The 26,201-nt window shown below is 65.8% G+C and carries 28 protein-coding genes; 14 read left to right on the top strand and 14 right to left on the bottom strand.

From position 1 onward, the window contains the following. Positions 1-79 precede the first annotated feature (79 nt). From lptB to JI743_RS11535, 5 genes are all read left to right on the top strand, one after another. Complete coding sequence (lptB, locus tag JI743_RS11555) at positions 80-892, top strand: LPS export ABC transporter ATP-binding protein (RefSeq protein ID WP_201928450.1); 813 nt, start codon at positions 80-82, stop codon at positions 890-892. A 24-nt stretch (positions 893-916) separates the two neighbouring features. Further along, positions 917-2,374 carry an RNA polymerase factor sigma-54 gene (gene rpoN / locus JI743_RS11550; RefSeq protein WP_201928449.1) on the top strand — a complete coding sequence of 486 codons (1,458 nt, stop codon included), beginning with the start codon at positions 917-919 and terminating at the stop codon, positions 2,372-2,374. Positions 2,375-2,447: 73 nt separating this feature from the next. After that, positions 2,448-3,479 carry a UDP-glucose 4-epimerase GalE gene (gene galE / locus JI743_RS11545; protein WP_201928448.1) on the top strand — a complete coding sequence of 344 codons (1,032 nt, stop codon included), beginning with the start codon at positions 2,448-2,450 and terminating at the stop codon, positions 3,477-3,479. Between the two features lie 90 nt (positions 3,480-3,569). Further along, the gene (gene ykgO, locus JI743_RS11540; RefSeq protein ID WP_003046794.1) at positions 3,570-3,695 is read left to right on the top strand and encodes a type B 50S ribosomal protein L36; all 126 of its coding nucleotides are present in this window, start codon (positions 3,570-3,572) and stop codon (positions 3,693-3,695) included. A 95-nt stretch (positions 3,696-3,790) separates the two neighbouring features. After that, positions 3,791-4,402 carry an HAD family hydrolase gene (locus JI743_RS11535; RefSeq protein ID WP_201928447.1) on the top strand — a complete coding sequence of 204 codons (612 nt, stop codon included), beginning with the start codon at positions 3,791-3,793 and terminating at the stop codon, positions 4,400-4,402. Positions 4,403-4,441: 39 nt separating this feature from the next. Here the strand turns inward: JI743_RS11535 and JI743_RS11530 are convergent, their stop codons facing one another. Next, positions 4,442-6,604: a S9 family peptidase gene (locus tag JI743_RS11530; protein WP_227340106.1), complete on the bottom strand. Its 2,163-nt coding sequence runs from the start codon at positions 6,602-6,604 to the stop codon at positions 4,442-4,444. Between the two features lie 67 nt (positions 6,605-6,671). Here JI743_RS11530 and JI743_RS11525 point away from each other — a divergent pair, with 67 nt between their 5' ends. From JI743_RS11525 to JI743_RS11505, 5 genes are all read left to right on the top strand, one after another. Further along, positions 6,672-8,510, top strand: a complete 1,839-nt coding sequence (locus JI743_RS11525; RefSeq protein ID WP_201928446.1) for an aminopeptidase P family protein — start codon at positions 6,672-6,674, stop codon at positions 8,508-8,510. A 7-nt stretch (positions 8,511-8,517) separates the two neighbouring features. Beyond that, positions 8,518-8,982 (top strand): acyl-CoA thioesterase, encoded by a 465-nt coding sequence (locus JI743_RS11520; RefSeq protein ID WP_201928445.1) that lies wholly within the window; start codon positions 8,518-8,520, stop codon positions 8,980-8,982. Between the two features lie 246 nt (positions 8,983-9,228). Then, positions 9,229-9,693: a hypothetical protein gene (locus JI743_RS11515; RefSeq protein WP_201928444.1), complete on the top strand. Its 465-nt coding sequence runs from the start codon at positions 9,229-9,231 to the stop codon at positions 9,691-9,693. A 29-nt stretch (positions 9,694-9,722) separates the two neighbouring features. Continuing rightward, positions 9,723-10,667 (top strand): bifunctional diaminohydroxyphosphoribosylaminopyrimidine deaminase/5-amino-6-(5-phosphoribosylamino)uracil reductase RibD, encoded by a 945-nt coding sequence (ribD, locus tag JI743_RS11510; RefSeq protein WP_201928443.1) that lies wholly within the window; start codon positions 9,723-9,725, stop codon positions 10,665-10,667. A 7-nt stretch (positions 10,668-10,674) separates the two neighbouring features. Next, positions 10,675-11,292 carry a riboflavin synthase gene (locus tag JI743_RS11505; RefSeq protein WP_201928442.1) on the top strand — a complete coding sequence of 206 codons (618 nt, stop codon included), beginning with the start codon at positions 10,675-10,677 and terminating at the stop codon, positions 11,290-11,292. Between the two features lie 266 nt (positions 11,293-11,558). Here the strand turns inward: JI743_RS11505 and JI743_RS11500 are convergent, their stop codons facing one another. From JI743_RS11500 to JI743_RS11475, 6 genes are read right to left on the bottom strand one after another with little or no spacing between them, the layout of a single operon-like run. Next, positions 11,559-12,029 (bottom strand): MmcB family DNA repair protein, encoded by a 471-nt coding sequence (locus JI743_RS11500; protein WP_201928441.1) that lies wholly within the window; start codon positions 12,027-12,029, stop codon positions 11,559-11,561. Between the two features lie 11 nt (positions 12,030-12,040). Beyond that, positions 12,041-12,562 (bottom strand): single-stranded DNA-binding protein, encoded by a 522-nt coding sequence (gene ssb / locus JI743_RS11495; protein ID WP_201928440.1) that lies wholly within the window; start codon positions 12,560-12,562, stop codon positions 12,041-12,043. Between the two features lie 33 nt (positions 12,563-12,595). Continuing rightward, on the bottom strand, positions 12,596-14,467 hold the full coding sequence (gene feoB / locus JI743_RS11490; RefSeq protein WP_201928439.1) for a ferrous iron transporter B: 1,872 nt from the start codon (positions 14,465-14,467) through the stop codon (positions 12,596-12,598). Beyond that, positions 14,464-14,718: a FeoA family protein gene (locus JI743_RS11485; protein ID WP_201928438.1), complete on the bottom strand. Its 255-nt coding sequence runs from the start codon at positions 14,716-14,718 to the stop codon at positions 14,464-14,466. The genes feoB and JI743_RS11485 overlap by 4 nt, the downstream gene beginning before the upstream one ends. 51 nt (positions 14,719-14,769) lie before the next feature. Next, complete coding sequence (locus JI743_RS11480; protein WP_201928437.1) at positions 14,770-15,435, bottom strand: COQ9 family protein; 666 nt, start codon at positions 15,433-15,435, stop codon at positions 14,770-14,772. Beyond that, positions 15,435-16,349 (bottom strand): DMT family transporter, encoded by a 915-nt coding sequence (locus tag JI743_RS11475; protein WP_201928436.1) that lies wholly within the window; start codon positions 16,347-16,349, stop codon positions 15,435-15,437. Before JI743_RS11475 ends, JI743_RS11480 begins: the two co-directional genes overlap by 1 nt. 113 nt (positions 16,350-16,462) lie before the next feature. Between JI743_RS11475 and JI743_RS11470 the strand changes: the two genes are divergently transcribed. Then, entirely contained in the window at positions 16,463-17,554 is a 1,092-nt protein-coding gene (locus JI743_RS11470; RefSeq protein WP_201928435.1) for an alkene reductase, read from the top strand. Positions 17,555-17,612: 58 nt separating this feature from the next. Here the strand turns inward: JI743_RS11470 and JI743_RS11465 are convergent, their stop codons facing one another. Genes JI743_RS11465 through JI743_RS11450 form a run of 4 tightly spaced genes read right to left on the bottom strand, consistent with a single transcriptional unit; the run spans position 17,613 to position 20,654 of the window. Beyond that, the gene (locus JI743_RS11465) at positions 17,613-18,281 is read right to left on the bottom strand and encodes a hypothetical protein (RefSeq protein ID WP_201928434.1); all 669 of its coding nucleotides are present in this window, start codon (positions 18,279-18,281) and stop codon (positions 17,613-17,615) included. Next, the gene (gene ribH / locus JI743_RS11460; RefSeq protein WP_201928433.1) at positions 18,274-18,699 is read right to left on the bottom strand and encodes a 6,7-dimethyl-8-ribityllumazine synthase; all 426 of its coding nucleotides are present in this window, start codon (positions 18,697-18,699) and stop codon (positions 18,274-18,276) included. The genes JI743_RS11465 and ribH overlap by 8 nt, the downstream gene beginning before the upstream one ends. Beyond that, positions 18,699-19,973: a 3,4-dihydroxy-2-butanone-4-phosphate synthase gene (gene ribB / locus JI743_RS11455; protein ID WP_201928432.1), complete on the bottom strand. Its 1,275-nt coding sequence runs from the start codon at positions 19,971-19,973 to the stop codon at positions 18,699-18,701. Before ribB ends, ribH begins: the two co-directional genes overlap by 1 nt. A gap of 57 nt (positions 19,974-20,030) precedes the next feature. Continuing rightward, positions 20,031-20,654, bottom strand: a complete 624-nt coding sequence (locus tag JI743_RS11450) for an ankyrin repeat domain-containing protein (RefSeq protein WP_201928431.1) — start codon at positions 20,652-20,654, stop codon at positions 20,031-20,033. Between the two features lie 80 nt (positions 20,655-20,734). Here JI743_RS11450 and JI743_RS11445 point away from each other — a divergent pair, with 80 nt between their 5' ends. From JI743_RS11445 to JI743_RS11435, 3 genes are read left to right on the top strand one after another with little or no spacing between them, the layout of a single operon-like run. After that, the gene (locus JI743_RS11445) at positions 20,735-21,379 is read left to right on the top strand and encodes an SCO family protein (RefSeq protein WP_201928430.1); all 645 of its coding nucleotides are present in this window, start codon (positions 20,735-20,737) and stop codon (positions 21,377-21,379) included. Next, the gene (locus JI743_RS11440; protein ID WP_201928429.1) at positions 21,367-21,822 is read left to right on the top strand and encodes a YcgN family cysteine cluster protein; all 456 of its coding nucleotides are present in this window, start codon (positions 21,367-21,369) and stop codon (positions 21,820-21,822) included. The genes JI743_RS11445 and JI743_RS11440 overlap by 13 nt, the downstream gene beginning before the upstream one ends. Continuing rightward, the gene (locus JI743_RS11435) at positions 21,803-22,534 is read left to right on the top strand and encodes a M48 family metallopeptidase (RefSeq protein ID WP_236659871.1); all 732 of its coding nucleotides are present in this window, start codon (positions 21,803-21,805) and stop codon (positions 22,532-22,534) included. The genes JI743_RS11440 and JI743_RS11435 overlap by 20 nt, the downstream gene beginning before the upstream one ends. On the opposite strand, the gene JI743_RS11430 is transcribed toward JI743_RS11435, so the two are convergent. The 3 genes from JI743_RS11430 to JI743_RS11420 form a co-directional block, all read right to left on the bottom strand. After that, entirely contained in the window at positions 22,531-24,735 is a 2,205-nt protein-coding gene (locus JI743_RS11430; protein WP_201928427.1) for a transglycosylase domain-containing protein, read from the bottom strand. The genes JI743_RS11435 and JI743_RS11430 overlap by 4 nt on opposite strands. A 54-nt stretch (positions 24,736-24,789) precedes the next feature. Continuing rightward, positions 24,790-25,197 carry a peptide-methionine (R)-S-oxide reductase MsrB gene (gene msrB, locus JI743_RS11425; protein ID WP_201928426.1) on the bottom strand — a complete coding sequence of 136 codons (408 nt, stop codon included), beginning with the start codon at positions 25,195-25,197 and terminating at the stop codon, positions 24,790-24,792. Between the two features lie 287 nt (positions 25,198-25,484). Continuing rightward, on the bottom strand, positions 25,485-26,147 hold the full coding sequence (locus JI743_RS11420; protein WP_201928425.1) for a YggS family pyridoxal phosphate-dependent enzyme: 663 nt from the start codon (positions 26,145-26,147) through the stop codon (positions 25,485-25,487). Between the last annotated feature and the right edge of the window lie 54 nt (positions 26,148-26,201).

The following is a 26,201-nucleotide window of genomic DNA, read 5'->3' as shown; positions in this document are numbered from 1 at the left end:
CAACCGGGGCGACCAAAAGCCCGCCTGCAAAAATCCTGCCAGATTGACGCTGACGGCCCGCGTCGGGTAACGCGGCGTCATGACTGACGAAACTGCCCCCGCGACGCTCGTCGCCGACGATCATGGCGTTGCCGAACATACGGCGCACGCGCAGCAGGATGCCGCGTCGGGCAACGGCCTTGCCGTTATTTCGATTGCCAAAAGCTATGACAAGCGCGTCGTCCTGTCCGACGTGTCGCTTTCGGTTGCGAAGGGCGAGGTCGTCGGCCTGCTCGGCCCCAACGGTGCGGGCAAGACGACCTGTTTTTATTCGATCATGGGGCTGGTGAAGCCCGACGCCGGACGCATCATGCTCGATGGTTCCGACATTACCGCGCTTCCGATGTATCGCCGGGCGATCCTCGGCCTGGGCTATCTTCCCCAGGAAACCTCAATCTTTCGCGGTATGACGGTGGCGCAGAATATCGAGGCGGTGCTCGAACTCGCCGAGCCCGACAAGGTCGCGCGCGAACGGCGGCTCGAGGAGCTGCTCAACGAATTCGGGCTGACGCGGCTGCGCGATGCTGCGGCGATGGCGCTGTCGGGCGGTGAACGGCGCCGCGCAGAAATTGCGCGCGCGCTCGCCGCAAACCCGTCGATCATCCTGCTCGACGAACCATTTGCCGGTATCGACCCACTTTCGATCAGCGACATCCGCGACCTTGTCGCCGATTTGAAGACGCGCGGCATTGGTGTCCTCATCACCGACCATAATGTCCGCGAAACGCTCGATCTCGTCGACCGTGCATGCATCATCTATGACGGCAAGGTGCTGCTCGCCGGGTCGCCCGCCGAGCTCGTCGCCGACCCCGAGGTGCGCCGCCTCTATCTCGGCGAGGGCTTTTCGCTTTGAGCATGCTGTGAGGTCATAATTCTCATGGCGTTGGGTCCGCGCCTCGATCTCCGCCAGTCGCAATCGCTGGTGATGACGCCGCAGCTGCAGCAGGCGATCAAGCTGCTCGCGCTGTCGAACCTCGAACTCGAAGCCTATCTCGCCGAAGCGCTCGAAGGCAATCCGCTGCTTGATGCGGCATCAGGTGACAACGATGCCTCCCCCGACGAAGCGGTTGAAGAGGCCCTGCCTCCCGTAATCGAAGCCCCCGAAACCGACGCGGCGCTCGAATCCGCCGCCGGGACTGCCGACGATCTTGATGTCGATTTCGGTGCCGAACAATTCCATCACGACAGCGTCAGCGACAGCGTCGGCCTTTCGGGCGGCGACGGTGAGGGGATCGACTTCGACAGTTTCGCGGGCGCCGACGAAACGCTCCACGAACATCTTCTCGTGCAAGTCGGCGAACATTTTTCCGGCATCGAGGCGATGGTCGCCGAACAGATCGTCGCGCTGATAGACGAGGCTGGCTATTTGCGTGCCGACCTGACCGAGCTCGCGCAGCGGCTCGGCGTTCCGCTTGCACTCATCGAGGGGGTGCTCGCCGGCGTGCAGACCTTTGACCCGTCGGGAGTCGGCGCGCGCGACCTCTCTGAATGTATCGCGATCCAGGCGCGCGAGGCCGACCGCTACGACCCGGCGATGGCGTGCATGATCGCGCACCTCGACCTGGTCGCCAAGGGCGCCTTCCCGCAGCTCAAGCGCATCTGCGGCGTCGATGACGAGGATATTGTCGACATGATCCGCGAACTTCGCGGCTATGATCCCAAGCCGGGACTGCGTTTCGGCGGCACCCCGGCGCAGGCGGTCGTCCCCGACCTGTTCGTGCGCCAGACGGCAAAGGGCTGGGCGGTCGAGGTGAACAGCGGGACGCTGCCGCGTCTGCTCGTAAACCGCCGCTATTATACCGAACTTGCGAAGGGCGCGGCGGCGAAGAGCAAGGCATGGCTGTCCGAACAGCTTGCGGGTGCCAACTGGCTCGTGCGCGCGCTCGATCAGCGCCAGCGCACGATCGTCAAGGTCGCGAGCGCGATCGTCAAGCAGCAGGAGGGATTCTTCCTCCACGGCGTCGCGCACATGCGCCCGCTCACGCTGAGGCAGGTCGCCGAGGAAATCGGGATGCACGAATCGACCGTCAGCCGCGTCACGAGCAATAAATATCTGTCGTGCGCGCGCGGGCTGTTCGAGCTCAAATATTTCTTCTCCTCGGGCATATCGGCGACCGACGGCGACGGCGCGGTGTCGGCCGAGGCGGTCAAGAGCCGGATCAAGGCGCTGATCGACGCCGAGGACCCGAAGGCGATCCTCTCCGACGAGGCGATCGCGCAGAAACTGTCGGCAGAGGGGCACGACATCGCACGGCGCACCGTGGTCAAATATCGCGAATCGATGGGCTATGGTTCGTCGGTCCAGCGACGGCGGCAGAAAGCGCTGGCGGGATAGGCGCACTCGCCTCCCGCTAACCTTATTCTAACCACTTGCGGGCTAGCTTTTCGGCCAAAGGAGCCGACAAGCCGTGCCCTCTGCGCCCCATCGCCATTCGCCGCGTCCCTTTGCCGTGCTCGTCACCGGCGGTGCGGGCTATATCGGCAGCCACGCCGTTCTGGCTCTGCTCGATGCCGGCTGGCGCGTCGTCGTGCTCGACAATCTGGTCACGGGCTTCCGCTGGGCGGTGCCCACCGGTGCCGTCTTCGTCGAGGGGGATGTCGGCGACGAACGGCTTGTCGCGCGGGTGCTTGCCGAGCATCGGATCGGCGCGATCATGCATTTCGCGGGATCGGTCGTGGTGCCCGAATCGGTCGCCGACCCGCTCAAATATTATGACAACAACAGCGCGCGCAGCCGGTCGTTGATCGCGGCTGCAGTGCTCGCCGGGGTGCGCCACTTCATCTTTTCCTCGACCGCGGCGACCTACGGTATTCCCGACGCGATCCCGGTGCGCGAGGACGCGCCGCAACGTCCGATCAACCCCTATGGCATGTCGAAACTGATGACCGAGGGGATGCTCATCGACGTTGCTGCGGCGCACGACTTCAACTATTGCGCGCTGCGCTATTTCAACGTCGCGGGTGCCGATCCGCACGCGCGCAGCGGCCAGTCGACCGTCGGTGCCACGCATCTGATCAAGGTAGCGGTCGAAGCGGCGCTCGGCCGCCGCCGCCATGTCGACATTTTCGGGACCGATTTCGCAACGCCCGACGGAACGGGGGTGCGCGACTATATCCACGTCAGCGACCTCGCCGCCGCGCATCTGCTCGCGCTCGACGCGCTGATCGCCGATCCGGCGACGAGCCACCGGCTCAACGCGGGATATGGGCGCGGCTTTTCGGTGCGCGAAGTGCTTGACGCGGTCGATCGCGCGACGGGCCGCCCAGTCGAGCGCCGCATCGTCGGGCGCCGCCCGGGCGACCCCGATGCGCTCGTCGCCGACAACAGCGCGATTCGCGCGGCGCTCGGCTGGGCACCGCTCTATGCCGACCTCGACACGATCGTTGCGCATGCGCTGGCGTGGGAACGCGCGCTCGCCGAAAGGCGGCTCGCTGCCTGAAATTGCGTGCGTTCCCGGTTGACTTTCGACCCGCTTCGCCATAGGTGCGCCGCTTCGCGTGCAACGCCAGAGTTTTTACGGACAAGAGCAATGAAGATTCGCAACAGCCTGAAGTCGCTGAAGGACCGCCACCGGGACAACCGCGTGATCCGCCGCCGCGGCCGGACCTATGTGATCAACAAGACCAACCGCCGTTTCAAGGCGCGCCAGGGCTGACCAGCCCTGCCGGGGCCTATGTCCCGCGCGCTATTGCAAGCCAGCGTGACGCCGTCGGATGATTCCGGCGGCGCTTTCGCGCGTGTGGAGTGCCCATGATTCGCCGATGCGTGATCTTTGACGTTGGCCGCGTTCTTTTCGACTGGGACCTGCGCCATTTGTTCGCGAAGCTGATCAACGACCGCGACGAGCTCGAATGGTTCGTGACCAACGTCGTCACGCCCGAATGGCATTTCCAGCACGATGCCGGCCGCCCGCTCGCCGAGATGCTGCCCGAGCGCAAGGCGGAGTTCCCCGAACATGCCGCGCTCATCGATGCCTATGCGGCGCGCTTCAACGAGACGATTCCGGGCCCGGTGCCCGGCAGTCTCGAACTGGTCGAGCGCCTCGACGCCGCGGGCGTGCCACTCTTCGCCATCACCAACTTCGGCCATGAATTCTGGGAGGGTTTCCGGCCGACCCAGCCGGTGTTCGATCGCTTTCGGGACATCATCGTGTCGGGCACCGAAAGGCTGATGAAGCCCGAACCCGCCATCTTTCGCCTCGCGATCGACCGATTCGGCATCGACCCCGCAGGCGCGTTGTTCGTCGACGATGTGGCGAAGAACGTCGCGGGCGCCGAGTCGGTGGGCATCGCAGGACATGTTTTCGTCGATGCGACGACGTTGGAGCGCGAACTGGTGGCGCGCGGCTGTCTCTCTCGATAGCGATGTCGTCCCAGCTTTCGCCGGGATCACCAGAGCAGATTACTTCTCCACCTCCAGCTGCGTCAGCACGAAGGCGTATTCTTCGGCATCCTCGTGGAGCGCGCCCCAGCGGCCCGATTTGCCAGCGTGGCCCGCGCCCATGTTGGTGCGCAGGAGAAGGAGTGCGTCATTAGTGCGCGTCGCGCGGAGCTTGGCGACCCATTTGGCGGGCTCCCAATAGGTGACGCGCGGGTCGTTGAGCCCCGCCGACACCAACATCGGCGGATAGGCCTTTGCCGTCACATTGTCATAGGGGCTGTACCCCAGCATATAATCGAACGCCGCCTTGTCGGTGATCGGATTGCCCCATTCAGGCCATTCGCCGGGGGTGAGCGGCAAATCCTCGTCGATCATCGTGTTGATGACGTCGACGAAGGGCACGCCTGCGAGCACCGCGCCCCACAATTCGGGTGCCTCGTTATAGACGACGCCCATTACCTGTCCGCCCGCCGAGCGGCCCTCGATCGAAATCTTGCCCGCGCTCGTATATTTCTTGGCGATCAGGCCCTTTGCGACGTCGATGAAATCGTTGAACGTGTTCGTGCGCTCGGTTGTCTTGCCCGCAAGATACCAGGCGCGCCCCATGTCGTCGCCGCCGCGGACATGCGCGATGGCATAGATCATACCGCGATCGACGAGGCTGAGTCGCGTCGTCGAAAAGCCCGGCGGGACGCGATAGCCGTAGGAGCCATAGGCATAGAGGTGCATCGGCGCGCTGCCGTCGAGCTTCGTACCCTTCTTGTAGACGAGCGAGGCGGGAATCATCGTCTTGCCGTCACGGCTCGGAAGATTCACCCATTCGGTAATATATTGTGACGAATCGTAACCGGAAGGGATTTCCTGCACCTTCAGCGTTTCGAGCGTCCCGCTGGCCAGATCATAGTCATAGACGGTGTCGGGGGTGACCATCGATTCATAGTCGAGGCGCAGCTTGTCCTGATGATATTCGGGATTGTCGCCGAGGCCGGCGACATAGGTCGCCTCGGGAAACTTGATCCGGCCGGGAGTCAACGGCGCGTCATATTTGCGGACATCGACCTGATCGAGCCCGTCCTCGCGCGCCTCCAGCACGAAATAGTCGCGGAAGATCGACAGGCCGGTGATGTAGCTGTGGTCCGATCCGGGGATCAGCGTTTTCCATTCGCCAGGCTTGTCGATGCTCGCGGTCGCGACGCGGAAATTGGGATGTTCGTCGTTGGTGTGGATATAAAGAATGTCCTCGCGCTCATCGACGCTGTATTCGCGGCCCTTCTGGCGCGGCGCGACGAGCAGCGGCTTGGCCTCCGGATTGTCGGCGGGGAGCAGATAGACCTCGCTCGTCTCGTTATCGCCCGTCGCGATCACGATATAATTGTCGGCGGCGGTCTTGCCGATGCCGACGCCGAAACCGATGTCGGCCTCCTTGTAGAGCAGCCTGTCCTCGGCAACCGGCGTGCCGAGCTTGTGAAGCCGGACATTGTCGGTGCGCCAATTCTCGTTCGCGAGGCCATAGAGGATCGCGTCGTTGTTCGCCGTCCAGACGAGCGACGAGAGCGTGCCGGGGATGGTATCGGGCAGGAGTTCGCCCGTCTCGAGGTCGCGGATGCGCGCCTCGAATCGTTCGGAGCCATTGTCGTCGAACGAATAGGCCATCAGCTTGCCGTTCGGGCTGACCGACAGTTCGGCGAGGCGGAAATATTCCTTGCCTTCGGCCATCGCGACTTCGTCGAGGATCAGCTGCGCCTCGCCGCCCCCCGCTGCCGGCTTGCGATACCATTTCTTATATTCGGCGCCTTCCTCATATTCGACCCAATAGAGCCAGTCGCCGTCCTTTTGCGGCACGCTGGCATCGGCTTCCTTGATGCGGCCCTTCATTTCCTGGAACAAGGTTTCGACAAGGTCCGCATGCGGCTTCATTGCAGCATCGAAATAGGCATTCTCGGCCTTCACATAGGCAAGGATGTCCTCGTCATCGATCGTGGGATAGCTTTGGTCGCGCAGCCAGTGCCATGGGTCCGACAGCGTCCTCCCGTGCAATGTCACCTCGCGCGGGCGTTGTTCGGCAATCGGGGCAGGCGGCAGGTCGTTGTGGGTCAATGCGGCGTCTTTCTGTTCTGCAAAAGCATCGGCGGGCGCGACGAGCGGGGTGGCAATTGCTGCCAGAAACATCCAAATAGCGCGCATCGACAAAACTCCCGCGGCGCCGCCCGGTTGGGCGGGAAGGCTGCGATGTAGGAACAAGGAAGCACCGATGTCCAGCCCTGTCACCGGCCCCGATTATGCCGACCGTCTCGCCCGCCTGCGCGCCGAACTCGCGGCGCGCGGTCTCTCCGGTTTCGTCGTGCCGATCAGCGACGAACATATGAGCGAATATGTTGGCGCATACGCCCAGCGCATGGCGTGGCTGACCGGCTTCGGCGGCTCGGCGGGAACCGCAGCGGTGCTGCCCGAAAAGGCCGCAGTGTTCGTCGACGGGCGCTACACGGTGCAGGTGCGCGATCAGGTCGACGGCGCGCTTTACGACTATGTCGGCGTGCCGCAATCGAGCGTCGCGGAATGGCTCGGCACGAACGTCAAGGCGGGGCAGAAGGTCGGCTATGACCCGTGGCTCCATGCGATCGACTGGGCTCGCTCGCTCGAGCGTGCGCTCGCGGCGAAGGGAGCCGAACTGGTCGCCGTCGACACCAATCCGGTCGATGCCGCATGGACCGATCAGCCCGCGCCGAGCGCCGCGCCGGTATCGGTGTACGACGCCGAGCGCGCGGGCCAGTCGGCGGCCGACAAGCGCACGATCATCGCCGACTGGCTGAAGGCGAACAACCTCGACACGACGGTGATGACCGCGCTCGATTCGGTTGCATGGACCTTCAACATCCGGGGCGAGGACGTCAGCCATACGCCGGTCGGTCTTGCCTTCGCATTGCTCCACGCCGATGCGACCGCCGACCTGTTCATCGCGCCCGAAAAGGTCAGCGACGCGGTGCGCGCGCATCTGGGGAACAGCGTGCGCATCCACGATCGCGATGCGTTCGAGGGAGCGCTTGCGGACCTCGCCGGCCAGAAGGTCGCGGTCGACCCCGACCGCGCCGTCGCCGCAATCTTCACCGCGCTCGAACGTGCGGGCGCGAAAATCGAGCGGCACCGCGATCCAGCCGTGCTACCGAAGGCGATCAAGAACGACACCGAACTCGCGGGCACCCGCGCCGCGCACGTTCGCGACGGCGCCGCGGTCGCGCGCTTTCTCAAATGGATGCAGGAAATCGCGCCGCAGGGCGGGCTCGACGAACTCGGCGCCGCGGCAAAGCTCCGCGCCTTTCGCGAAGAGAGCGGCGTTCTGCGCGACCTGTCGTTCGACACCATCTCGGCTGTCGGCCCCAACGGCGCTCTGCCGCACTACAAGGTCGACGAAACGACCAATCGCGCGATCGAGACAGGCACGCTCTATCTTGTCGATTCGGGCGGCCAGTATGACGACGGCACCACCGACATCACGCGCACGATCGCAATCGGGACTCCGACCGCCGAGATGCGCCGCCGCTTCACCCAGGTGCTGAAGGGCCACATCGCGCTTGCGACCGCGCGCTTCCCGAAGGGAACGCGCGGCAGCCAGCTCGACATCCTTGCGCGCCAATATCTGTGGGCCGACGGGGTCGATTATGCGCACGGCACCGGCCATGGGGTCGGAACCTATCTTGCCGTTCACGAAGGGCCACAGCGCATCGCCAAGCCCGCCGGCGGGCAGGCGGGGACCGAGGAGCCACTACACGCGGGGATGATCCTGTCTAACGAGCCAGGCTATTACAAGGCGGGGCATTTCGGCATTCGCATCGAGAATCTGGTCGTCGTCGTGCCGCAGGCGATCGACGGCGCCGAAGAGGAGATGCTGGGGTTCGAAACGATCACCTTTGCGCCGATCGCGCGCGACCTGATCGACCCTGCGCTGTTGTCACCCGCCGAAGCCGACTGGCTCGACGACTATCATGCATCGGTGCTTGCGAAACTCGGACCGGCGATGGACGGCGCCGATCGCGCCTGGCTCGAAGCCGCGTGCGCACCGATTGCGCGCGCGCCGTCGGCGCTCGCGGCCTGAGGCGGCGATGGGCAGCAGCGACCGGTCGGCCGTCCCGCTCGAGGATTTTCGCGTGCGCGAGACGGTGCGCGTACGCTTTAACGAGATCGACGGGCAGAATATCGTCTTCAACGGAAATTATTTGATTTACGCCGATGTCGGTGTGACCGAATATTTCCGTGCGCTCGGCGAGGGGCAGCCGGGACCCTATTTTCACCAATATGGTACAGATATCCGCGAGACGCACTGCGAAATTGATTATCACGCCCCGGCACGGCTCGACGAGCTCATCACCATTGCGGCGCGCATAAGCCATTTCGGCCGGACCAGCTTCACGCTTCACTGCGCCATATTTCGCGGCGAGGAACGGCTGACCGACATCGAGATCGTCTATGCCCATGTCGATCTCGACACCGGGAAAGCGACAGCTTTGCCGGGAAGCTTCATCGCTGAAGTGCGCCGTTTCGAAAGGCGCATGCCGCTTCAAGCCTGATTCGCCGGGCGAATCGTCACTCAACCAAAAAAAGTCGAAAAAAAGGGCCGCCCGAAGGCGGCCCGTAAAAGTTTTGGGAGAGGATGCCTAAAAGGCAAGTGTGATATTGCAGTGCACAATGAATTTCGCAACTGCGAAAAAAGCATCCGCGATTGCAGTTTTTGCAATCGTGAAAACGGTTGCTGTTGCCCGATGCAATCGCCGCTTCCGCTCGCAATATGCCGCGCGATGCCTTAAATCGGACCCATGAGCATGTTCAGCAAGGTCGACATCGGCGGCGGCCTGTCCGATTTCTGGGATTATATCCGCGAACCGCGGCCGCACCGCTGGACTGCGTGGGGTGTCGCACTCGTCCTTCCGGTCGTCGTCTTCTATGGCTTTTCGGAGCATTTGATCCCCTATGACCCGCCGCAACGGCAAATCATCTATTTCGAGAATTGGACCACGAACCGCAGCGCCGCCGAAGTGCGCGCTGACTGGATTGACCGCGCGAAGGAAACGACAGCGCGCAACGCGAAAAAGCGCGCCGAATATCAGCGCTTCGCCGATAGCCTGGGGATCGAATATGATTCGGCCGAAGCCGACGAGGTAACGCGCGACACTATCGGCGAGGAGGCCGCCGAGGCCGCCAAACGCCGCCCCGAGCCGCCGAAGCGTTCAACGCTCGCCGAGCGCGCGGCGCGCGGCGCGGCACCATCGCAGGACCGCTGACGCGAATGGCGCATAGCCGGGCTGACTGGATGGCCACCGCCACCGCGCTGTCGCAGCGCGCCTATGGGCTATCAGCCCCCAATCCCAACGTGGGCTGCATCCTTGTCGCGGAAGGCAAAACTGTCGGCCGCGGCTGGACGCAGCCCGCCGGCCGTCCGCACGCCGAAGCGATGGCGCTCGCCGCGGCCGGTGCGCGCGCGCGCGGTGCGACCGCCTATGTCACGCTCGAACCTTGTGCGCACGCGAGTCCGCGTGGTCCCTGTTGCGCCGACGCGTTGATCGACGCGGGCGTCGCGCGCGTCGTTGTCGCACTGCAGGATCCCGACCCGCGCACCGACGGACGCGGCATTGCAAGGCTGCGCGAGGCTGGCGTCGAGGTCGATACCGGCGTCGGTGCCGACGCTGCGCGCGCCGCGATGGCCCCGTGGTGGTCACGCGCTACGCGCGGCCGGCCGTTCGTCACGCTCAAGCTCGCGACATCGCTTGACGGTTGCATCGCGCGCGCCGACGGGACGAGCCGCTGGATCACCGGCGCCCGCGCGCGCGCGCACGCGCATCTCGAACGCGCGCGGCACGAGGGAATCGTCGCCGGACGCGGCACCCTCGACGCCGATGCGCCGCGGCTCGACGTCCGCCTTGCGGGACTCGAAGCGCGCGCGCCGCGCCGCTACCTTCTTACACGGGGAATGGCGCCCGACGGGTGGACCGCACTATCGGCGCCCGACGCCGACCCCGGCGTCGACTCGCTGCTCGTCGAGGGCGGCGCAGGCGCGGCATCGGCATTCCTTGCCGCCGACCGTGTCGACCGGCTTCTCCTCTATCGTGCGCCAATCCTGATTGGCGATGGCAAGTCAGCGCTCGGCGATATAGGACTCGCCGATCTGGCAGCGGCGCACGGCCGCTGGCGCCTTGTCGACAGCCGCATGCTTGGCAGCGACCGTCTCGACGTTTACGAGCGCGTCAGGAAGGAATGACCGCTTCATGTTCACCGGCATCATCACCGACATCGGCACCATCCGCGCACGCGAGGATCGCGGCGACACGCGTCTCGTCATCGGCACGACCTACGACACCGCCACGATCGACCTCGGCGCATCGATCGCCTGTTCGGGCGCGTGCCTGACCGTTGTTGACAAGGGGCGCGATGGCCAGGGCGACTGGTTCGCGATCGACGCGAGCGCCGAAACGCTCGCGCGCACCGCACCCGGCATGTGGGACGCCGGGCGCCGCCTCAACCTCGAACGCGCACTCAAGGTCGGCGACGAACTGGGCGGGCATATCGTCACCGGCCATGTCGACGCGGTCGGCCGGATCGTCGCGGTCGAACCGGTCGGCGACAGCGTGAAACTGACCGTCGAGGCGCCCCCAAGCCTCGCGCCGCATATCGCGCCCAAGGGATCGATCACGCTCGACGGCGTCTCGCTGACCGTTAACGAGGTCGCCGATCAGCCCGGCGGCAGCGCGCATTTCACGCTCAACATCATCCCGCACACGCAGGAGATGACGACGCTCGACGAGGTGAAGGCGGGGCGGCCAGTGAATCTCGAAATCGACATTCTTGCGCGCTATCTGGCGCGGATGCAGCAGGTGCGGGGTTAACTGGCCTTCGAGGCAGGTTACCGGATTGGCTCGCGCAAAGAAAACGAATCTCACACAAAGACACAACGAGCGAGCGGTGCTGCGCGTCGGTCTCTGGTCGCCGCAGCCGAGCATGACAATGGCGCTTCGCACCAGTCTCTCGGCTGCGTCGTTTGGGCCAGCCGCCCTCTTTGTGCCTTTGTGTTAGATAATCGAATGGCGACTGTTCTGGCTTTCCTCTTCGCGCCTTCGCGTGAGATAATCTTCCCGCGCCGCCGCCAGTCGAATCAGCCCTCGGCCCACCCTGCCGCCAGTTCCGGGTCCGCCGCGATCATCGATCGCCGCATCGCGATGCGGCCGATGCGGAGCAGTTCGGCCTTGCGCCGTGCAGGCGCCAGGTTGCAACTCGCCGCTTCACGCACCACGGCGGCGCCATAGCGATCAGCGACGATCAGCCCCGATGTCTCGGGGCGATAGTCGGGCGTGTCGAGGATCGCAGGGTCGAGCCCCGCCGCGAGCGCCCAATAGAAATGGTCGCACCAGTCGCAATAGTCGGGCCATTTGCCGTCGCCGTGCAGGTCGGCGCGGCTGACCTTGATCTCGACGATGGTGATCCGGCCCTTGGCATCGATGGCGGTCAGGTCGGTGCGGCGTCCGTTCGGCAATGTCACTTCGGGGATGGCGACGAGCCCGGCTTGCGCGAACAGCCGGCACACGCCGCGCGCAACATCGGCGGCGGTCAGCTGTTCGCTCGTCACCTATGCTGCGCTCAGAATGGGACGTCGTCGTCGAGGTCGTCGTCGAACGGCGGACGTCCGCCGCCCGAGCTGCTGGCGCCCGGCGATCCGCCGCCGCCCTGGTTCCAGCCGCCGCCCGATCCGCCGCCCGACGAACCCCAGTCGTCGCCGCCACCGCCCCCGCGCGATCCGCCGCCGCCGGGCGCTCCGTCGAGCATCGTCAGCGTGCCGCCCATGCCCGCGATCACGACCTCGGTCGTATAACGGTCATTGCCGTCGCGGTCCTGCCACTTGCGCGTGCGCAGGCTGCCTTCGATATAGACCTTGCTGCCCTTTTTCAGATAGCGTTCGACGACCCCTACCAGACCCTCGCCGTTGATCACGACATTGTGCCATTCGGTGCGCTCCTTGCGCTCGCCGGTCATCCGGTCCTTCCACTGTTCGGAGGTCGCGATGCGGATGTTGGCGATCTTGCCGCCATTCTGGAACGACTTGATTTCGGGATCGGCGCCCAGATTGCCGATCAAAATTACCTTGTTGACGCTGCCAGCCATCCGCCGCTCCGCTCCGCTTGAAAGTTGGAAGGATCAGCCTAGCCCGAAAGCGACGGCCGTCCAGTAAGTGATACCAGCAGCGGCATAGGCGAGCGCGAACAAATAGCCAACCATGAACAACGGCCAGCGCCACCCATTGGTCTCGCGCCGCGTGATCGCGATCGTCGAAATGCACTGCGGCGCAAAGACGAACCAGGCGAGGAAGGCGAGCGCGGTTGCAAGGCTCCAGCGTCCCTGAAGCCGTTCAGCAAGCGACTCGGCCATCGCCTCCTCGTCATCGCCAGCATCGATCGCATTGGCGGTCGCCATCGCGGACACCGCGACCTCGCGCGCCGCCATGGCCGGGATCAGCGCCACCGCGATGTCGTGGTTGAAACCGATCGGCGCAACGACGACTTCCAGCCCGCTCGCGATGCGGCCGGCGACGCTGTAATCGACCTGGCTTTCGCTAGTCCCCTCCGGCACCTGGGGGTAGGTCAGCAGCAGCCACAATGCGATCGTCGTGACGAAGATAATCGTCCCCGCACGGCGCAGGAAGATCCACGCGCGCTGCCAGAGCGCGATCGCGACGTCGCGCATCCGCGGCCATTGATAGCGCGGCATTTCCATCATGAAGCCCGCTGCGTTTCCTTTGGCGACCGTTCGCCGCAGCACAAGCGCGACGACCAGCGCGCCGACGATGCCCGAGACGTAGAGGCCAAAGAGCACCAGACCCTGCAGCCCGATCGGCGTGTTGCCGACGCTCTGCGCCGGGATGAAGGCGCCGATGATCAGCGTATAAACGGGCAGCCGTGCCGAACAGGTCATCAGCGGCGCAATCAATATCGTCGTCAGCCTGTCCTTGGCGTCGGGTATCGCGCGCGTCGCCATGATGCCGGGCACCGCGCAGGCAAAGCTCGACAACAGCGGAATGAAACCGCGCCCCGACAGGCCGACCTTCGCCATGATGCCGTCCATCAGGAAAGCGGCGCGGGTCATGTAACCCGACGCCTCGACGAGCAGGATAAAGAAGAAGAGGATGAGGATCTGCGGCAGGAAGACGACGACCGATCCGACGCCTCCCAATATCCCTTCGACGATCAGCCCGCGCAAAAAGCCGTCGGGCATGGTCGCGATGGCCGCTTCCTGCAGCGCGGCGATGCCGCCCTCAATCCAGCCGATCGGCGCCTCCGACCAGGCGTAGACGCCCTGGAACATGACGAACATCAACGCGAGCAGAATCAGGAAGCCGCCCACGGGGTGAAGGAAGACTGCGTCGGCGCGCTGCGTCCAGCGCCGCACGGGCGTTTCGGCAATCGTAGCGGCGCGGGCGATCGCGCGCGCGCGCTGGTGGAGCGATTGGTCGCTGCGCGGCGCGTCGGCGGGGGCGACGGCCTGCGTCTGATACGACAGGATTGCGCCATCGACCGCCGCGAGCAGTTCGCTCAGCCCGCGCCGCCGCACCGCGACGGTCGAGATTACGGGAACGCCAAGCTCGTGCGCGAGCCGGTCGGGGTCGAGCGTCAACCCGTCGCGCGTCGCAAGGTCGACCATGTTGAGCGCGACGATCGTCGGCAGCCCCAGCGCGATCAGTTCGAGCGCGAAGCAGAGATGATTGTCGAGGTTCGCCGCGTCGACGACGACGACGAGCGCGTCGGGTCGCCGCTCGCCCGCCTGCTTGCCAAGGATGACGTCGCGCGTCACCGCCTCGTCGGGGCTCGACGGGTCGAGACTATAGCTTCCCGGCAGATCGATCAGCGCGAGCGGTCGTCCGTCGGCGAAGGCCGCATGCCCTGCTTTGCGCTCGACTGTGACGCCCGGATAATTGGCGATCTTCTGCCGCGCGCCAGTCAGCGCGTTGAACAGGCTCGATTTGCCGGCATTGGGATTGCCGACGAGCGCGATGCTGGGGATGGCGCCTGTCATGCCGCGGCCGCCGGCTCCACGCGGATCGCCGCCGCCTGCCGCGCGCGGATGATGACGCGCATCCGCCCGACCGCGAGCGCAAGCGGGTCGCGCGAGAAGAGGCTGCCGCGATGCAGTGGCGTCACCTCAACCCCCTCCATCAGCCCGAATTCGCGCAGCCGCCGGCCTTCGTCGTGCGACAGCCCGGACCAGTCGATATGCGCGATGCGCACGCGCGTGCCGAGCGGGGAGGAATCGAGGTTCGCGTTCATTTGCGAGCGATTATCAATATCGGGAAGCGAAGGCCAGCCCTTATGCGAAGGTCAGCGTCCCGGGTAGCGCAGCCGTCCGATGAAGCGCGCGAGGCTCGGCCGGTCGGTCTTGCGTGCGGCGCGCCGATGCTTCCACGCCTCGAAGCGCATCACGCCGTCGATCCGCCGCGACAGAAAGGCGCGCGTGTCGGCGAAATCCTCGCTCTCGTCATTCAGGAAGACCGCGATCGTGGCACCATAGACGCTGCCGAGGATCGCGCGCTTGCTGTAATGATTATAGTCGGTCGCGGTGTCGCCTGCGAGGCGCCACATCATATCGGCGCTCCGCCAGCCAAGCCGCGCGGCGTGCGGTGCGTTGGTCGGGAGCGCGAGTAGCGCGAGCGCGCGGCGCAGCGATTCGCGATAGGGGGCGATCAGTTCCAGCCGAGTTTCAACGAGCGTTACGATGCGCGCACGAATTTTCATTTCGGCGAGCTTCCCGGCGGGGCATTTCGCCGCCATGCTTGCATCGATGTCGGCGAACCAGGCGTCGACCATGTCGCGCCCACCGCCTGGAAAGGCGAGCCGCGCGACGTCGGGGTCGATCCCCAGCCGTTCAGCCGCCGCAGCAAGCGCAGCGTCGCCAAAGCCGTCGAACGCGGCATTCTGCGCGATGAGCGGCGCGAGCGCGGCGCGAATCTCGTCGAGCGTCGGGTCGGCGGGCAGGATCGAGGCCATCAGGCTTCGATAGGCTTCGCGCGGCGGTTCGGCAACCGTATCAGCACGAGCGCCGCCGCCACCATCAGCCCGCCCGCGACATCGCCTGCACTCAGCCCCTCACCGAACGCGATCCATCCCGCGAGCGCCGCGACCACCGGCTGGACAAGCAATGTCAGCCCGACGACGAGTGGCGAGAAGCGCGGGAGCGCCCAGATGAGCAGGCCCTGCCCGACGATCTGGCTCATCGCGGCGAGCAGGATGAGCGGGGTCCAGTTGTGCGGCAGGATCGCCTCGCCCAGCAGCAGCGCCGTGCCGAGCAGGATGGGAATGCCCGCGCCCGACGACCAGGCGAGCGCCGACCACGGTCCGATCTCGCCGCGCACGCGCTGCATGAGCAGGACATAGCCCGTATAGAGTGCGCCCGCGAGCAGGCTGAAGAGGTCGCCGACCAGATATTGCGCCGACGCCTCATAGCTTTGCCCCATCAGCAGCGCCGACCCGGCAAAGGCGAGCAGCACGGCAAGCGCCTGCCACCCGCGCGGCAGCATGCGCGAGATCAATATGGCCCACAGGACGAGGAACAGGCTCGCGCTGTTGCCGAACAAGGTCGCGTTGGCGACCTTGGTCTGGAGGATTCCGATATGCCATGCGGCAAGGTCGAAAGCGAAGAAGATGCCTGCGCCGCCCGCGATCCACAGCGCGCGGTTCGACGGAGCCCGCCCGCCCGTTTCGCGCCACGCGAGGAGGGCCAGGAAGGGAAGCGCGAGAAGCAGCCGCCACATCGCCGACGCCACCGGCCCGGTATCGGCATAGCGCACGACCATTGCGGTGAGCGAGAGCGCAAGGTTGCCGCCGACGAGCGCCGCAAAGGCCCAGCGGCTCACGGTCGCCGCGACCGGGGCGGTGTCGGGGGCGGGGGCCTTCTCGTTCATTTAGATTTTCTTTTGCTACTTGCTGTTGTCATCGCCGCGCCGCGTCCATAGCTTTCGAGCCCAATAGCGGCGGCCCGCAGCGCCGTCGCGAAGAAAGTGAAAGGTAAGCAATAATGGCCTCAGCCCCCTCGCTCTTCGATCCGATCAAGCTTGGCGCGATCGACGCGCCCAACCGCATCATCATGGCGCCGCTGACGCGCGGCCGCGCCGGCCCGGGCTTCGTGCCCAACGAGCTGGCGCGCGAATATTACCGACAGCGCGCGTCGGCGGGGCTGATCATTTCGGAAGCGACGGGGATCTCGCAGGAGGGACTCGGCTGGCCCAATGCGCCGGGGCTTTGGACCGACGCGCAGGTCGAAGGCTGGAAGCCAGTGACCGATGCGGTGCACGAAGCGGGCGGGCGCATCGTCGCGCAGCTCTGGCACATGGGGCGCGTCGTCCATTCGGTGTTCAACGACGGCAAGCCGCCGGTGTCGGCGTCGGCGACGAAGGCGCCCGGGCAGGCGCACACGCCCGTCGGGCGGCTCGACTATGAGGTCGCGCGCCCGCTGCGCCTCGACGAGATTCCGCGCGTGATCGCCGACTATGTCCATGCGGCGGAGAACGCCAAAAAGGCGGGATTCGATGGCGTCCAGCTCCATGGCGCGAACGGTTATCTGATAGACCAGTTCCTGCGCAACAACAGCAATTTGCGCGACGACGATTATGGCGGTTCAGTCGAGAACCGGATCCGCCTGCTCGGTGAAGTGACCGAGGCGCTGATCGGCGTCTGGGGCGCCGACCGCGTCGCAGTGCGCCTGTCGCCCAACGGCGACACGCAGGGCGTCGACGACAGCGCGCCCGACAAGCTCTTCCCGGTCGCCGCCGCGGCGCTCGACAAGCTCGGCATTGCCTTCCTTGAACTGCGCGAGCCCGGTCCTGACGGTACATTCGGGCGGACCGACGTGCCCAAACAGTCGCCCTCGATTCGCGCGGCGTTCAAGGGGCCGCTGATCCTCAACAGCGACTATGACACAGCGAACGCCGAAGCCGCGCTTGCCGACGGCATTGCCGATGCCATCGCCTTCGGGCGGCCGTTCATCGGCAACCCCGATCTTGTCGAACGCATCCGGACGGGCGCGCCATGGGCCGCCGACAATCCGAAAACCTGGTATTCGCCGGGTCCGGAGGGCTATATCGACTATCCGGCGCTCGAGGCGGCGTAACGCATCTTGTGCCCCCGCGAAGGCGGGGGCGCATTGCCTGTCGGTGTAAAATCAAAGGCTAATGTCGCTCGGCGAGCGCCTTGTCGACGATCGACGCGCCGAGCGGCGCCAGCGCCTTGCCGCCGAACTGGAAAGCGAGAAAGGCGACGATGAAGAGCAGGACAGGCTGGATCAGCAGCAAGGTAATCGCAAAGACCGCGGCGACGATTGCCAGCGTGACGAACCCGCCGCTCAGCGCCTGTTGACCCTTGGGGCCAAGCTCGATCGTCCGCGGCCCCTTTTCGTCCCACCATTTCCCCGTGACGATGGTCTTGCGGCCGGGCGCCGATGTGGCAGCGCGCGCGGCGATTCGCGCGCGCGCCGCGGCAGGAGCGGGAGCCGGTTCGGGCCGATTGCGCTGCTTTTGCTCGCCCCACGGATTGCGCTTTGGCTCGCCGCGCATGTCGGCCGTGCGTCCGCGCGCGGCCGCGTCGGCCTCGTGCTTCGCGGCGCGGACCGAAGCGGCGGGCGCGGCTATTTTCCTGGGTGGCGGCGCAGGTTCGACGAAGGCTTCGGAAACCGGCTCGGGGAGCGGTGGACGTTCGGCCTCGTATCCGCGGCGGCGGTCATGTTCGGCCATGCGCTCGGCCGCGCTCGGCGGGGTCTTGCCCGTCTTGCGATCGACGACCACCAGCCGCCCGTCGCGTTCGACAACGGAAAGGCGGCTGGGGGGTGGTCGATCAACCAATTCCGAACTGTTCCTTCAGCGCGAGCATCGCGAGCGCGGCCTTCGCCGCTTCACCGCCCTTATCCTTGCGCGTCTTGTCGGCGCGTGCAAGCGCCTGTTCTTCATTTTCGACGGTCAAGATGCCGTTGCCGATGGCGAGCCCGTCGAGCGTCAATGCCATGATGCCGCGCGCGCTTTCGTTCGACACCACCTCGAAATGATAGGTTTCGCCGCGGATGACGACGCCGAGCGCGACATAGGCGTCATAGCGCCCGCTGTCTGCGGCAAGCGAAATCGCGGCGGGCAGTTCGAGTGCGCCGGGAACGGTCACCGTCTCGTGGCTATGCCCTTCGGCTTCGAGCGCGCTGCGCACGCCGTCGAGCAGCATATCGTTGAGATGGCTGTAAAAACGTGCTTCGGCGATCAGGACATGCGCCATTATTCGCTCTCCCCCGGAATTGCGCGTTCGCCGACGACCGACAGGCCATAGCCCTCGAGCCCGACGATATTGCTGTGCGTCGGCGTCAGCAGTTCCATCGCATGGACGCCAAGGTCGGCAAGGATCTGCGCGCCGATGCCATAGGTGCGAAGCTCCTTGCCGTCGGCCGGGGCAGCCGCTTCGGGATCTTCAGCTCCGGGAAGCGGGCGCAGCAATAGCACGATGACCCCCGACCCGGCTTCGCCGATCGCCTGCATCGAACGCTGAAGCCGGCGCTTGCGCGGTCCGGGGCGCCCCATGATGTCGTCGAGCAGCGACACTTTGTGCATGCGGACCAAGGTCACGCCTTCAGGATCGACCGCGCCCTTCTGGAGTACCAGATTGACGCTGCCGTCGACTTTGTTGCGATAGGATTTGAGCCGCCAGTCGCCGCCATAGTCGGACTCGAACGGTTCGTCCGCCACGCATTCGACAAGCCGGTCGGTGCGGCTGCGATAGGCGATCAGGTCGGCGATCGTGCCGATTTTCATGCCGTGACGCCGCGCAAATGGGATAAGGTCGTCGAGCCGCGCCATCGTGCCGTCGTCGTTCATCACTTCGCAGATGACCGCCGACGGGTTGAGCCCTGCCAACCGGCTGATGTCGACCGCTGCCTCGGTATGCCCGGCGCGGACCAGGACGCCGCCATCGCGCGCGATCAAGGGAAAGACGTGACCGGGCGTGACGATGTCGTCGCGGCCCTTGGCGGCATCGATCGCCACCGACACGGTTCGCGCGCGGTCGGCCGCCGATATCCCCGTGTCGATTCCCTCGCGTGCCTCAATCGACGTCGTGAAGGCGGTGCCGTGGCGTGAGCGATTGTTGCGGCTCATCAATTCGAGCCCCAAAGCTTCGACCCGCTCGCGCGTCAGGGTCAGGCAGATGAGCCCGCGACCGTGCATTGCCATGAAATTGATCGAATCGGGCGTCGCCATCTGCGCGGGGATGATCAGGTCGCCTTCATTCTCGCGATCCTCGTCGTCGACAAGGATGAACATGCGGCCGTTGCGCGCCTCGGCAATGATCTCCTCCGGCGTCGCCATCGGCGACAGGTCGCTGCCGTGGGCGAGCCAGTTTTCCAGCTTGCGGAGCGTTTCGGCGGTGGGATTCCAACCGTCCGAATCGAGGTCGCGAAGGCTGTTGGCGTGGAGGCCAGCGGCGCGCGCGAGGCCCGAGCGGGTCACCGACCCGTCTTCGACGATGGAGCGGATTCGCTCGATGAGTTGCGTGGACATGCTGGCGAATTTTCACATTTCAATGTGAAAGTCAATATCCACATCACATTGTACTGGTCATTCGGGGCCGAAGGTCGGTCCGAAGTCGCGCTCGGCGGTGTCCGCCTTGGCATCGAGCAGCGCGATGATCTGTCCGGTGCGGTCGTCGCGCTTGGCATAATCGCGTGCCGACAGCCCCGCGATATGATCGGCCTTGTCGGGATTGGCGCCGCGCTGCACAAGAAAACGGACCATCGCGACGTTGCGCGACTGAACCGCCAGGATCAGCGCGGTTTCGCCGCGGCGGTTCGTTTGATCGATCGGCGCGCCGCCGTCGGCCAGATATTCGGCGCCTTCGGTATAGTTGAGGAGGGCGGCGTGCATCAGCGGCGTCATCCCTTGCCGGTCGGCAATCCCGGGATCGGCGCTCTTGCCGAGGAGGAAGCGCAGCCAGGTCGTGTCGCGGCGCTTGGTCACGATCGCCAGCGCCGTCTCGCCATTGTCGGGATGGCGCGTGTTGATGAGCGCCGGATCGTCATTGATCGCTTCGGTTGCCTTGGTCCCGTCGCGGTTGTCGACTGCTTGCAAAAAGGCGTAGCCGCCGCGGAACTGTGCGCTGGCGGGCGACGCTGCAAGGGCGCTGCCAACGGCGGCGGCGAACAGCAGATAAGCGGCGAGGCGGAATTCCGCGCGACGAAACATGAAAGGGCCCCCACAGGCAAGCGCCGCACGCGCGACGACAAAGGTTGATTTTCGCTACCTAGCCGACCAAGGCTGGCTGCATGATGAACTTCGCAAATATGGGACAAAGGCTGGTCCGTGCAAGCCTGATGCTGGTTTTGGGTTCCGCTCTCGCGTCATGCGGCGGCCCCGCCGAAGCGCCGTCCGCGCGCCCGCCGCTCGAGGGTGCGCGTATCGGCGGCCCGTTCACACTCGTCGATCAGGATGGCAACAGCGTCAGCGACACCGACTTTGCGGGCAAATATCGGTTGCTCTATTTCGGCTACAGCTTCTGCCCCGATATCTGCCCGGTCGACTTGCAAAAGCTGATGCGCGGCCTCGCGCAGTTCGAGAAAGCGGCGCCCGAGCACGGCGCGAAGATCCAACCGCTCTTCGTCACCGTCGACCCTGCCCGCGACACCCCCGAGGCGCTCAAGCCCTTCGTGGCGCGCTATCACCCCCGGCTGCTCGGCCTCACGGGGACGCCCGAACAGATTGCCGCTGCGGCAAAGGCCTTTGTCGTTACCTATAACAAGGTCGAAGGGTCGGCGCCCGACCGCTATCTGATGGCGCATAGCCAGCTGGCCTTCCTGATGGATCCCGAAGGCAAGCCACTGGCGCTGCTTCCGCTCGACGATCCATCGACCGATGCCGATGAAGGCACCCCCGATGCGGTCGCCGCCGAGCTGGAAAAATGGGTGAAGTAACGCCGACCTTGGCAGCGCCGCCCTTTTGGGAGGCGCCGCTCGCCAGCCTCGACGCGGGGCAGTGGGAAGCTTTGTGCGACGGGTGCGGGAAATGCTGCCTCCACAAGCTGGAGGATGCCGATACGGGGCGCATCTATCCGACCAATGTCGCGTGCCGCCTGCTTGACCTCAAGACCGCACGCTGCGGCGACTATAAACATCGCCGGCGTCACGTTCCCGACTGTCTGACGCTGACCAAGGCAAAGGTCGGCGACATCGAATGGCTGCCGCAAAGTTGCGCCTATCGCCTGCGTGCCGAGGGGCTTTCGCTTCCCGACTGGCATTATCTCGTCTGCGGCGACCGCGATGCGGTTCACCGGGCCGGTGAATCGATCGTCGGCTGGACGGTCGGCGAAGACGTCGCCGGACCGCTCGAGAATCATCTTGTCGAACGCGTCGTCTGACTTCGCGCCCGATGGCCCCCACATCTGGATCGGCGATACGCCGTGGCCGGTCCGCATCGTCGCCCATGCGCGTGCGCGCCGTTACCGGCTCATTCTCGACGCGGCGCGTGGCGAATTGCGCCTGACCCTCCCGCGCCGGTCGAGTACGGCGCGCGCGATCAAATGGGCGAGCGAACAGCAGGAGTGGCTGCACGAACAGGCGGGAAAGGCCGCCGCGCCCGTGCTGGTCGGCCCCGGCGCGGCGGTGCCGGTCTTCGGGATTGCGCGCCGCGTCGACTGGGAAGCAAAGGCGCCGCGGATTGTGCGCCTCGACGCCGACCGGCTCGGTGTCGGCGGCCCCGCCGAAACCGTCGGCCGCCGCATCGAACGCTGGCTGAAGGCCGAGGCGCGCGCGCTGCTCGATCGCGAAAGCCGGGCGATCGCCGCGTCGGCCGGGCTCAGGGTGGGGCGCGTCGGCGTGGGCGATCCGCGCAGCCGCTGGGGCAGCTGCACCGCGAACGGCGATCTGCGCTACAGCTGGCGGCTCGTGATGGCGCCCGATCATGTCCGCCGCGCGACCGTGGCGCACGAGGTCGCCCATTTGCGCCATATGGACCATGGTGCCGATTTCCACGCGCTCGTCGACAGGCTTCACGACGGCGATGTCGGCGCGGCGCGGCAATGGCTGCGCCGCGAAGGGCGCGCGCTCCATCGCTACCGCTTTACCGCCTAATAGATTCCGTCGGTTCCAGGTTCGCGTGCGCGCTGTTGTGGCGCTTGTTGCGCCTTGGGCGGCGGGGTCGTTTTGGGAGCAGGGGGCGTTACTGTTTTCGGTGTCGGCCCTTTGGGCTCGGGCTGCGGCGCGCGGCGTCCTGTCTGCTCCTCGATCCATTGCTGGTCGAGCACCGGCCCCTCGGGCTGCGGTGGCGGCGGCGCGCCGAACTCGGGCTGCGACCCGCCATAGGGCAGTTCGATCGGCATGCCGTTCTCGTCGACATAGCCTTCCTCTCCGGGCTCGCCGAAATAGGCGTCGCCTTCTTCCTCGAGCTGCCATTCGGGAAGCACGACTTCGGTATCGAACTGCTCGACCGGGCGCCGCGCAACCGCGATGCGCATATAGTCGGCAAAGGCCTTTGCGGGTGCCCGTCCGCCCTGCAGCCCGCCGACGGGGCGAGCGTCGTCGCGTCCCATCCACACGCCGGTCGTGAGCCCGCTCGAAAAGCCGAGGAACCAGCCGTCCTTGTTGCTCGACGTCGTTCCGGTCTTGCCCGCGACGGGACGGCCGATCTGCGCGGCGCGGCCCGTACCCGTGTTGACCGCGGTCTGGAGCAGGTCGGTGATTCCCGCCGCGACCCATTTGTCGACGAGAAGCTGCCCGCGCTCGGGCGGGCGTTGATAGAGAAGCTCGCCGCCCGCGGTCGTGACCTTGGTGATGCCATAGGGCTGAACCGAAATGCCGCCGCGCGATACGGCGGCAAAGGCGGCGGTCATGTCGATGACGCGCACTTCGGCGCTGCCAAGCACCATCGACGGATGGGTGTTGACCGGCGTCGTGATGCCGAACCGTCGCGCCATATTGGCGACGGTCGAAAAGCCGATCTCGTCGCCCAGCTTCGCGGCAATCGTGTTGATCGAATAGGCAAAGGCCGTGCGCAGGCTGATCGCGCCGGAAAAGCGGCCCGACGAGTTGCGTGGACTCCAGCCGTTGATCGTCACGGGCTCGTCGACGACCTCGTCCTCGACCTTATACCCCGCCTCGAGCGCCGCCATATAGACGAACAGCTTCCACGCCGACCCCGGCTGGCGCAGCGCCTGCGTCGCGCGGTTGTAGTTGGAGGTGACATAGTCGGTGCCGCCGACCATGGCGCGCACAGCCCCGTCGCGATCGAGCGACACGAGCGCGCCTTGCACGCTGCCAGGGGTATTCGCCTGGATCGAAGCCGTCGCGGCGCGCTGCATGCCGAGGTCGATCGTCGTATAGACGTCGAGCGCCTCGCTGCCCTCGTCGATCAGCATGTCGAGCTGCGGCAGCGCCCAATCGGTAAAATAGCGCGCGCTATTCTGTCCGGTCTCCTTGGCCAGCCGCACATCGGCGGGTTTCGCCGCATCGGCCTGCGCCTGCGTGATGGCCCCTGCATCGACCATCACCGACAGCACGACGCCCGCGCGTCCCAGCGCCGCCTGCGCGTCGGCGGTTGGCGAATAGCGCGACGGTGCCTTGACCAGCCCCGCGATCACCGCGGCCTCGGACAGCGACATTTCGGTCGCGCTATGGCCGAAAAAGCTGTTCGACGCGGCGTCGATGCCATAGCTGCCGCCACCGAAATAGACCTTGTTGAGGTAGAGCTCGAGAATCTCGTCCTTCGAGAATTTCCATTCGAGCGCCAGCGCGAGCACCGCTTCGCGCATCTTGCGCGTCCAGGTGTAGCTGTTCGACAGAAAGATGTTGCGCGCAAGCTGCTGCGTGATCGTCGATGCGCCCTGCATCCGGCGGCCGGTGCCGTAGTTCTCCACCGCAACGATCGCAGCGCGCGCCATGCCGACGGGATCGATGCCGGGGTGATAGCGAAAGCGGCGGTCCTCGACCGCGACCATCGCATCCTGCATCACCTCGGGCGTTTCGCGGAGCGTCAGCCAGCGACCGTAGTTGGGACCGAGCGACAGGAAAACGGTGCCGTCGGCGGCGCGGACGCGGATCGTCTGTCCGGCTGGCGATTTCTTGAGCTCCTCGAAACTCGGCATTCGCTGCACCGCGATCGCGACGGCAACGCCCAGCGCGACCGCGCCGACCAGCGCCAGCCCAAGCGCCCAGCGGACGATCCGCTTGATCCAGATGCGCAGCCGCGACGGCCCGCCGCCGCCCGACGAAGCGGTCCGTTTCGCGTTCGATTGTGACGATTTACCCGACGATGCCTGCTGTCGTTCGCGGCGCAACCTGCCTGTTCCTTTTTCCGCTGCGCCCGTGACGCAAGTGCCTTGGCCCGAAAATCAGTCCTTGTCGGCTCCTGCGTCATCCTTCCCGCGTTCGGCGAAGTCAAGCGCCGCGCTGTTGATGCAATAGCGCAAGCCGTTCGGACCGGGGCCGTCGGGGAAGACATGGCCCAGATGCCCCTCGCACGCCGCGCAGCGCACTTCGGTGCGGACCATGCCATGGCTCGTGTCGGTCAACTCGGTCAGCGCGGCGTCGTCGGCAGGGGCGGTGTAGCTCGGCCAGCCCGAGCCGCTGTCATATTTGGTCCGGCTGTCGAACAGCGGCGCGCCGCAGCCCGCGCAGCGATAGACGCCGTCATCCTTGTGATCGCTATATTTGCCCGTAAAAGCGCGCTCGGTGCCGCCTTCGCGCAGCACATAATGCGCCATCGGGTCGAGCGTGCGGTCGGTCTTGGGGTCGGTCATGGGAAAACTCCTGTTGGCGGGAGCGCTGCGCGCGCCGCCTGTACCGCGCCAATATTGGTCTGCGGCCACCGCCCCGCAAGGGCCTCGGCGCCTCGTCGCCCCCTTCTCGCGCCGGGCGGCTTTACCGCGCCTTAACCATGATGGACCTCGGACGCAGGCGAGAATATCCGCGCCGCTGCGCGTCGAGGTCGAAACGCAGCTCGACATGGGGCGCGTCGCGGTTGGCGCGCTCGACGACTGCGACTATTGCGCGCGAATTTTGGTGACTGTGGACTATCAATAGCGCGTCAGCCGCGCGCACCGAACAGCGCGGTTCCGACGCGCACATGCGTCGCGCCCAGCATCACCGCCGTCGCATAATCGCCGCTCATCCCCATCGATCGCAGCGGCAGGCTGTGGCGCTCGGCAAGTTCGTCGAGCAGCGCGAAATAGGGAGCGGGTTCGACATCGGCGGGGGGGATCGCCATCAGCCCGTCGATCTCCAGCCCCGCTGCGCGCGCTTCGGCGAGCAGCGCGGGAAGGTCGGCGACTGCACAGCCGCCCTTTTGTCCTTCGTCGCCGACATTGACCTGTACGAACAATTGCGGGCGTTTGCCCAGCTTGTCGCACGCCTTGGCCAGTGCGGCGACGAGTGACGGGCGGTCGACCGAATGGATGGCGTCGAACAATTGCACCGCATCCTCGGCCTTGTTCGACTGGAGCTGGCCGATCAGGTGAAGCGTGAGTCCGGCGGCTTCTGCGCGCAGCTCGGGCCATTTGGCCGCCGCTTCCTGCACGCGATTCTCGCCGAAATGTCGCTGCCCCGCCGCGATCAACGGCCGGATTGCCGCCGCGGCATGCGTTTTCGATACGGCAATCAGGCAGATATCATCGGCGCGTCGCTTGGCGCGCGCTGCCGCGGTGGCGATTGTCGCACGCACATCCGCCAATCTTTCGGTCGCTTCGTCCATGTCTCGTCCCGTCAGTAGCGCGCGTTGCGCCCGCCCGCGACGCGCCTATAGGAA

This window comes from Sphingopyxis jiangsuensis (assembly GCF_016734905.1).
Taxonomy (GTDB): domain Bacteria; phylum Pseudomonadota; class Alphaproteobacteria; order Sphingomonadales; family Sphingomonadaceae; genus Sphingopyxis; species Sphingopyxis jiangsuensis.
The sequence above is the reverse complement of the archived record's forward strand: the minus strand, read 5'-3'. Positions and strand labels throughout refer to the sequence as shown.

Excerpts from the sequence above, each read along its gene's own strand:
- lptB (WP_201928450.1), top strand. The coding sequence starts at position 80 with ATGACTGACGAAACTGCCCCCGCGACGCTCGTCGCCGACGATCATGGC.
- JI743_RS11525 (WP_201928446.1), top strand. The coding sequence starts at position 6,672 with ATGTCCAGCCCTGTCACCGGCCCCGATTATGCCGACCGTCTCGCCCGC.
- ribH (WP_201928433.1), bottom strand. The coding sequence starts at position 18,699 with ATGGCGCATGTCCTGATCGCCGAAGCACGTTTTTACAGCCATCTCAAC.
- JI743_RS11420 (WP_201928425.1), bottom strand. The coding sequence starts at position 26,147 with ATGGACGAAGCGACCGAAAGATTGGCGGATGTGCGTGCGACAATCGCC.
- JI743_RS11535 (WP_201928447.1), top strand. The coding sequence starts at position 3,791 with ATGATTCGCCGATGCGTGATCTTTGACGTTGGCCGCGTTCTTTTCGAC.
- ykgO (WP_003046794.1), top strand. The coding sequence starts at position 3,570 with ATGAAGATTCGCAACAGCCTGAAGTCGCTGAAGGACCGCCACCGGGAC.
- msrB (WP_201928426.1), bottom strand. The coding sequence starts at position 25,197 with ATGACCGACCCCAAGACCGACCGCACGCTCGACCCGATGGCGCATTAT.
- ribB (WP_201928432.1), bottom strand. The coding sequence starts at position 19,973 with ATGTCCACGCAACTCATCGAGCGAATCCGCTCCATCGTCGAAGACGGG.
- JI743_RS11485 (WP_201928438.1), bottom strand. The coding sequence starts at position 14,718 with ATGAACGCGAACCTCGATTCCTCCCCGCTCGGCACGCGCGTGCGCATC.
- JI743_RS11505 (WP_201928442.1), top strand. The coding sequence starts at position 10,675 with ATGTTCACCGGCATCATCACCGACATCGGCACCATCCGCGCACGCGAG.
- JI743_RS11480 (WP_201928437.1), bottom strand. The coding sequence starts at position 15,435 with ATGGCCTCGATCCTGCCCGCCGACCCGACGCTCGACGAGATTCGCGCC.
- ssb (WP_201928440.1), bottom strand. The coding sequence starts at position 12,562 with ATGGCTGGCAGCGTCAACAAGGTAATTTTGATCGGCAATCTGGGCGCC.
- feoB (WP_201928439.1), bottom strand. The coding sequence starts at position 14,467 with ATGACAGGCGCCATCCCCAGCATCGCGCTCGTCGGCAATCCCAATGCC.
- JI743_RS11445 (WP_201928430.1), top strand. The coding sequence starts at position 20,735 with ATGATGAACTTCGCAAATATGGGACAAAGGCTGGTCCGTGCAAGCCTG.
- JI743_RS11530 (WP_227340106.1), bottom strand. The coding sequence starts at position 6,604 with ATGCGCGCTATTTGGATGTTTCTGGCAGCAATTGCCACCCCGCTCGTC.
- JI743_RS11515 (WP_201928444.1), top strand. The coding sequence starts at position 9,229 with ATGAGCATGTTCAGCAAGGTCGACATCGGCGGCGGCCTGTCCGATTTC.
- JI743_RS11450 (WP_201928431.1), bottom strand. The coding sequence starts at position 20,654 with ATGTTTCGTCGCGCGGAATTCCGCCTCGCCGCTTATCTGCTGTTCGCC.
- JI743_RS11475 (WP_201928436.1), bottom strand. The coding sequence starts at position 16,349 with ATGAACGAGAAGGCCCCCGCCCCCGACACCGCCCCGGTCGCGGCGACC.
- ribD (WP_201928443.1), top strand. The coding sequence starts at position 9,723 with ATGGCCACCGCCACCGCGCTGTCGCAGCGCGCCTATGGGCTATCAGCC.
- JI743_RS11440 (WP_201928429.1), top strand. The coding sequence starts at position 21,367 with ATGGGTGAAGTAACGCCGACCTTGGCAGCGCCGCCCTTTTGGGAGGCG.
- rpoN (WP_201928449.1), top strand. The coding sequence starts at position 917 with ATGGCGTTGGGTCCGCGCCTCGATCTCCGCCAGTCGCAATCGCTGGTG.
- JI743_RS11520 (WP_201928445.1), top strand. The coding sequence starts at position 8,518 with ATGGGCAGCAGCGACCGGTCGGCCGTCCCGCTCGAGGATTTTCGCGTG.
- JI743_RS11470 (WP_201928435.1), top strand. The coding sequence starts at position 16,463 with ATGGCCTCAGCCCCCTCGCTCTTCGATCCGATCAAGCTTGGCGCGATC.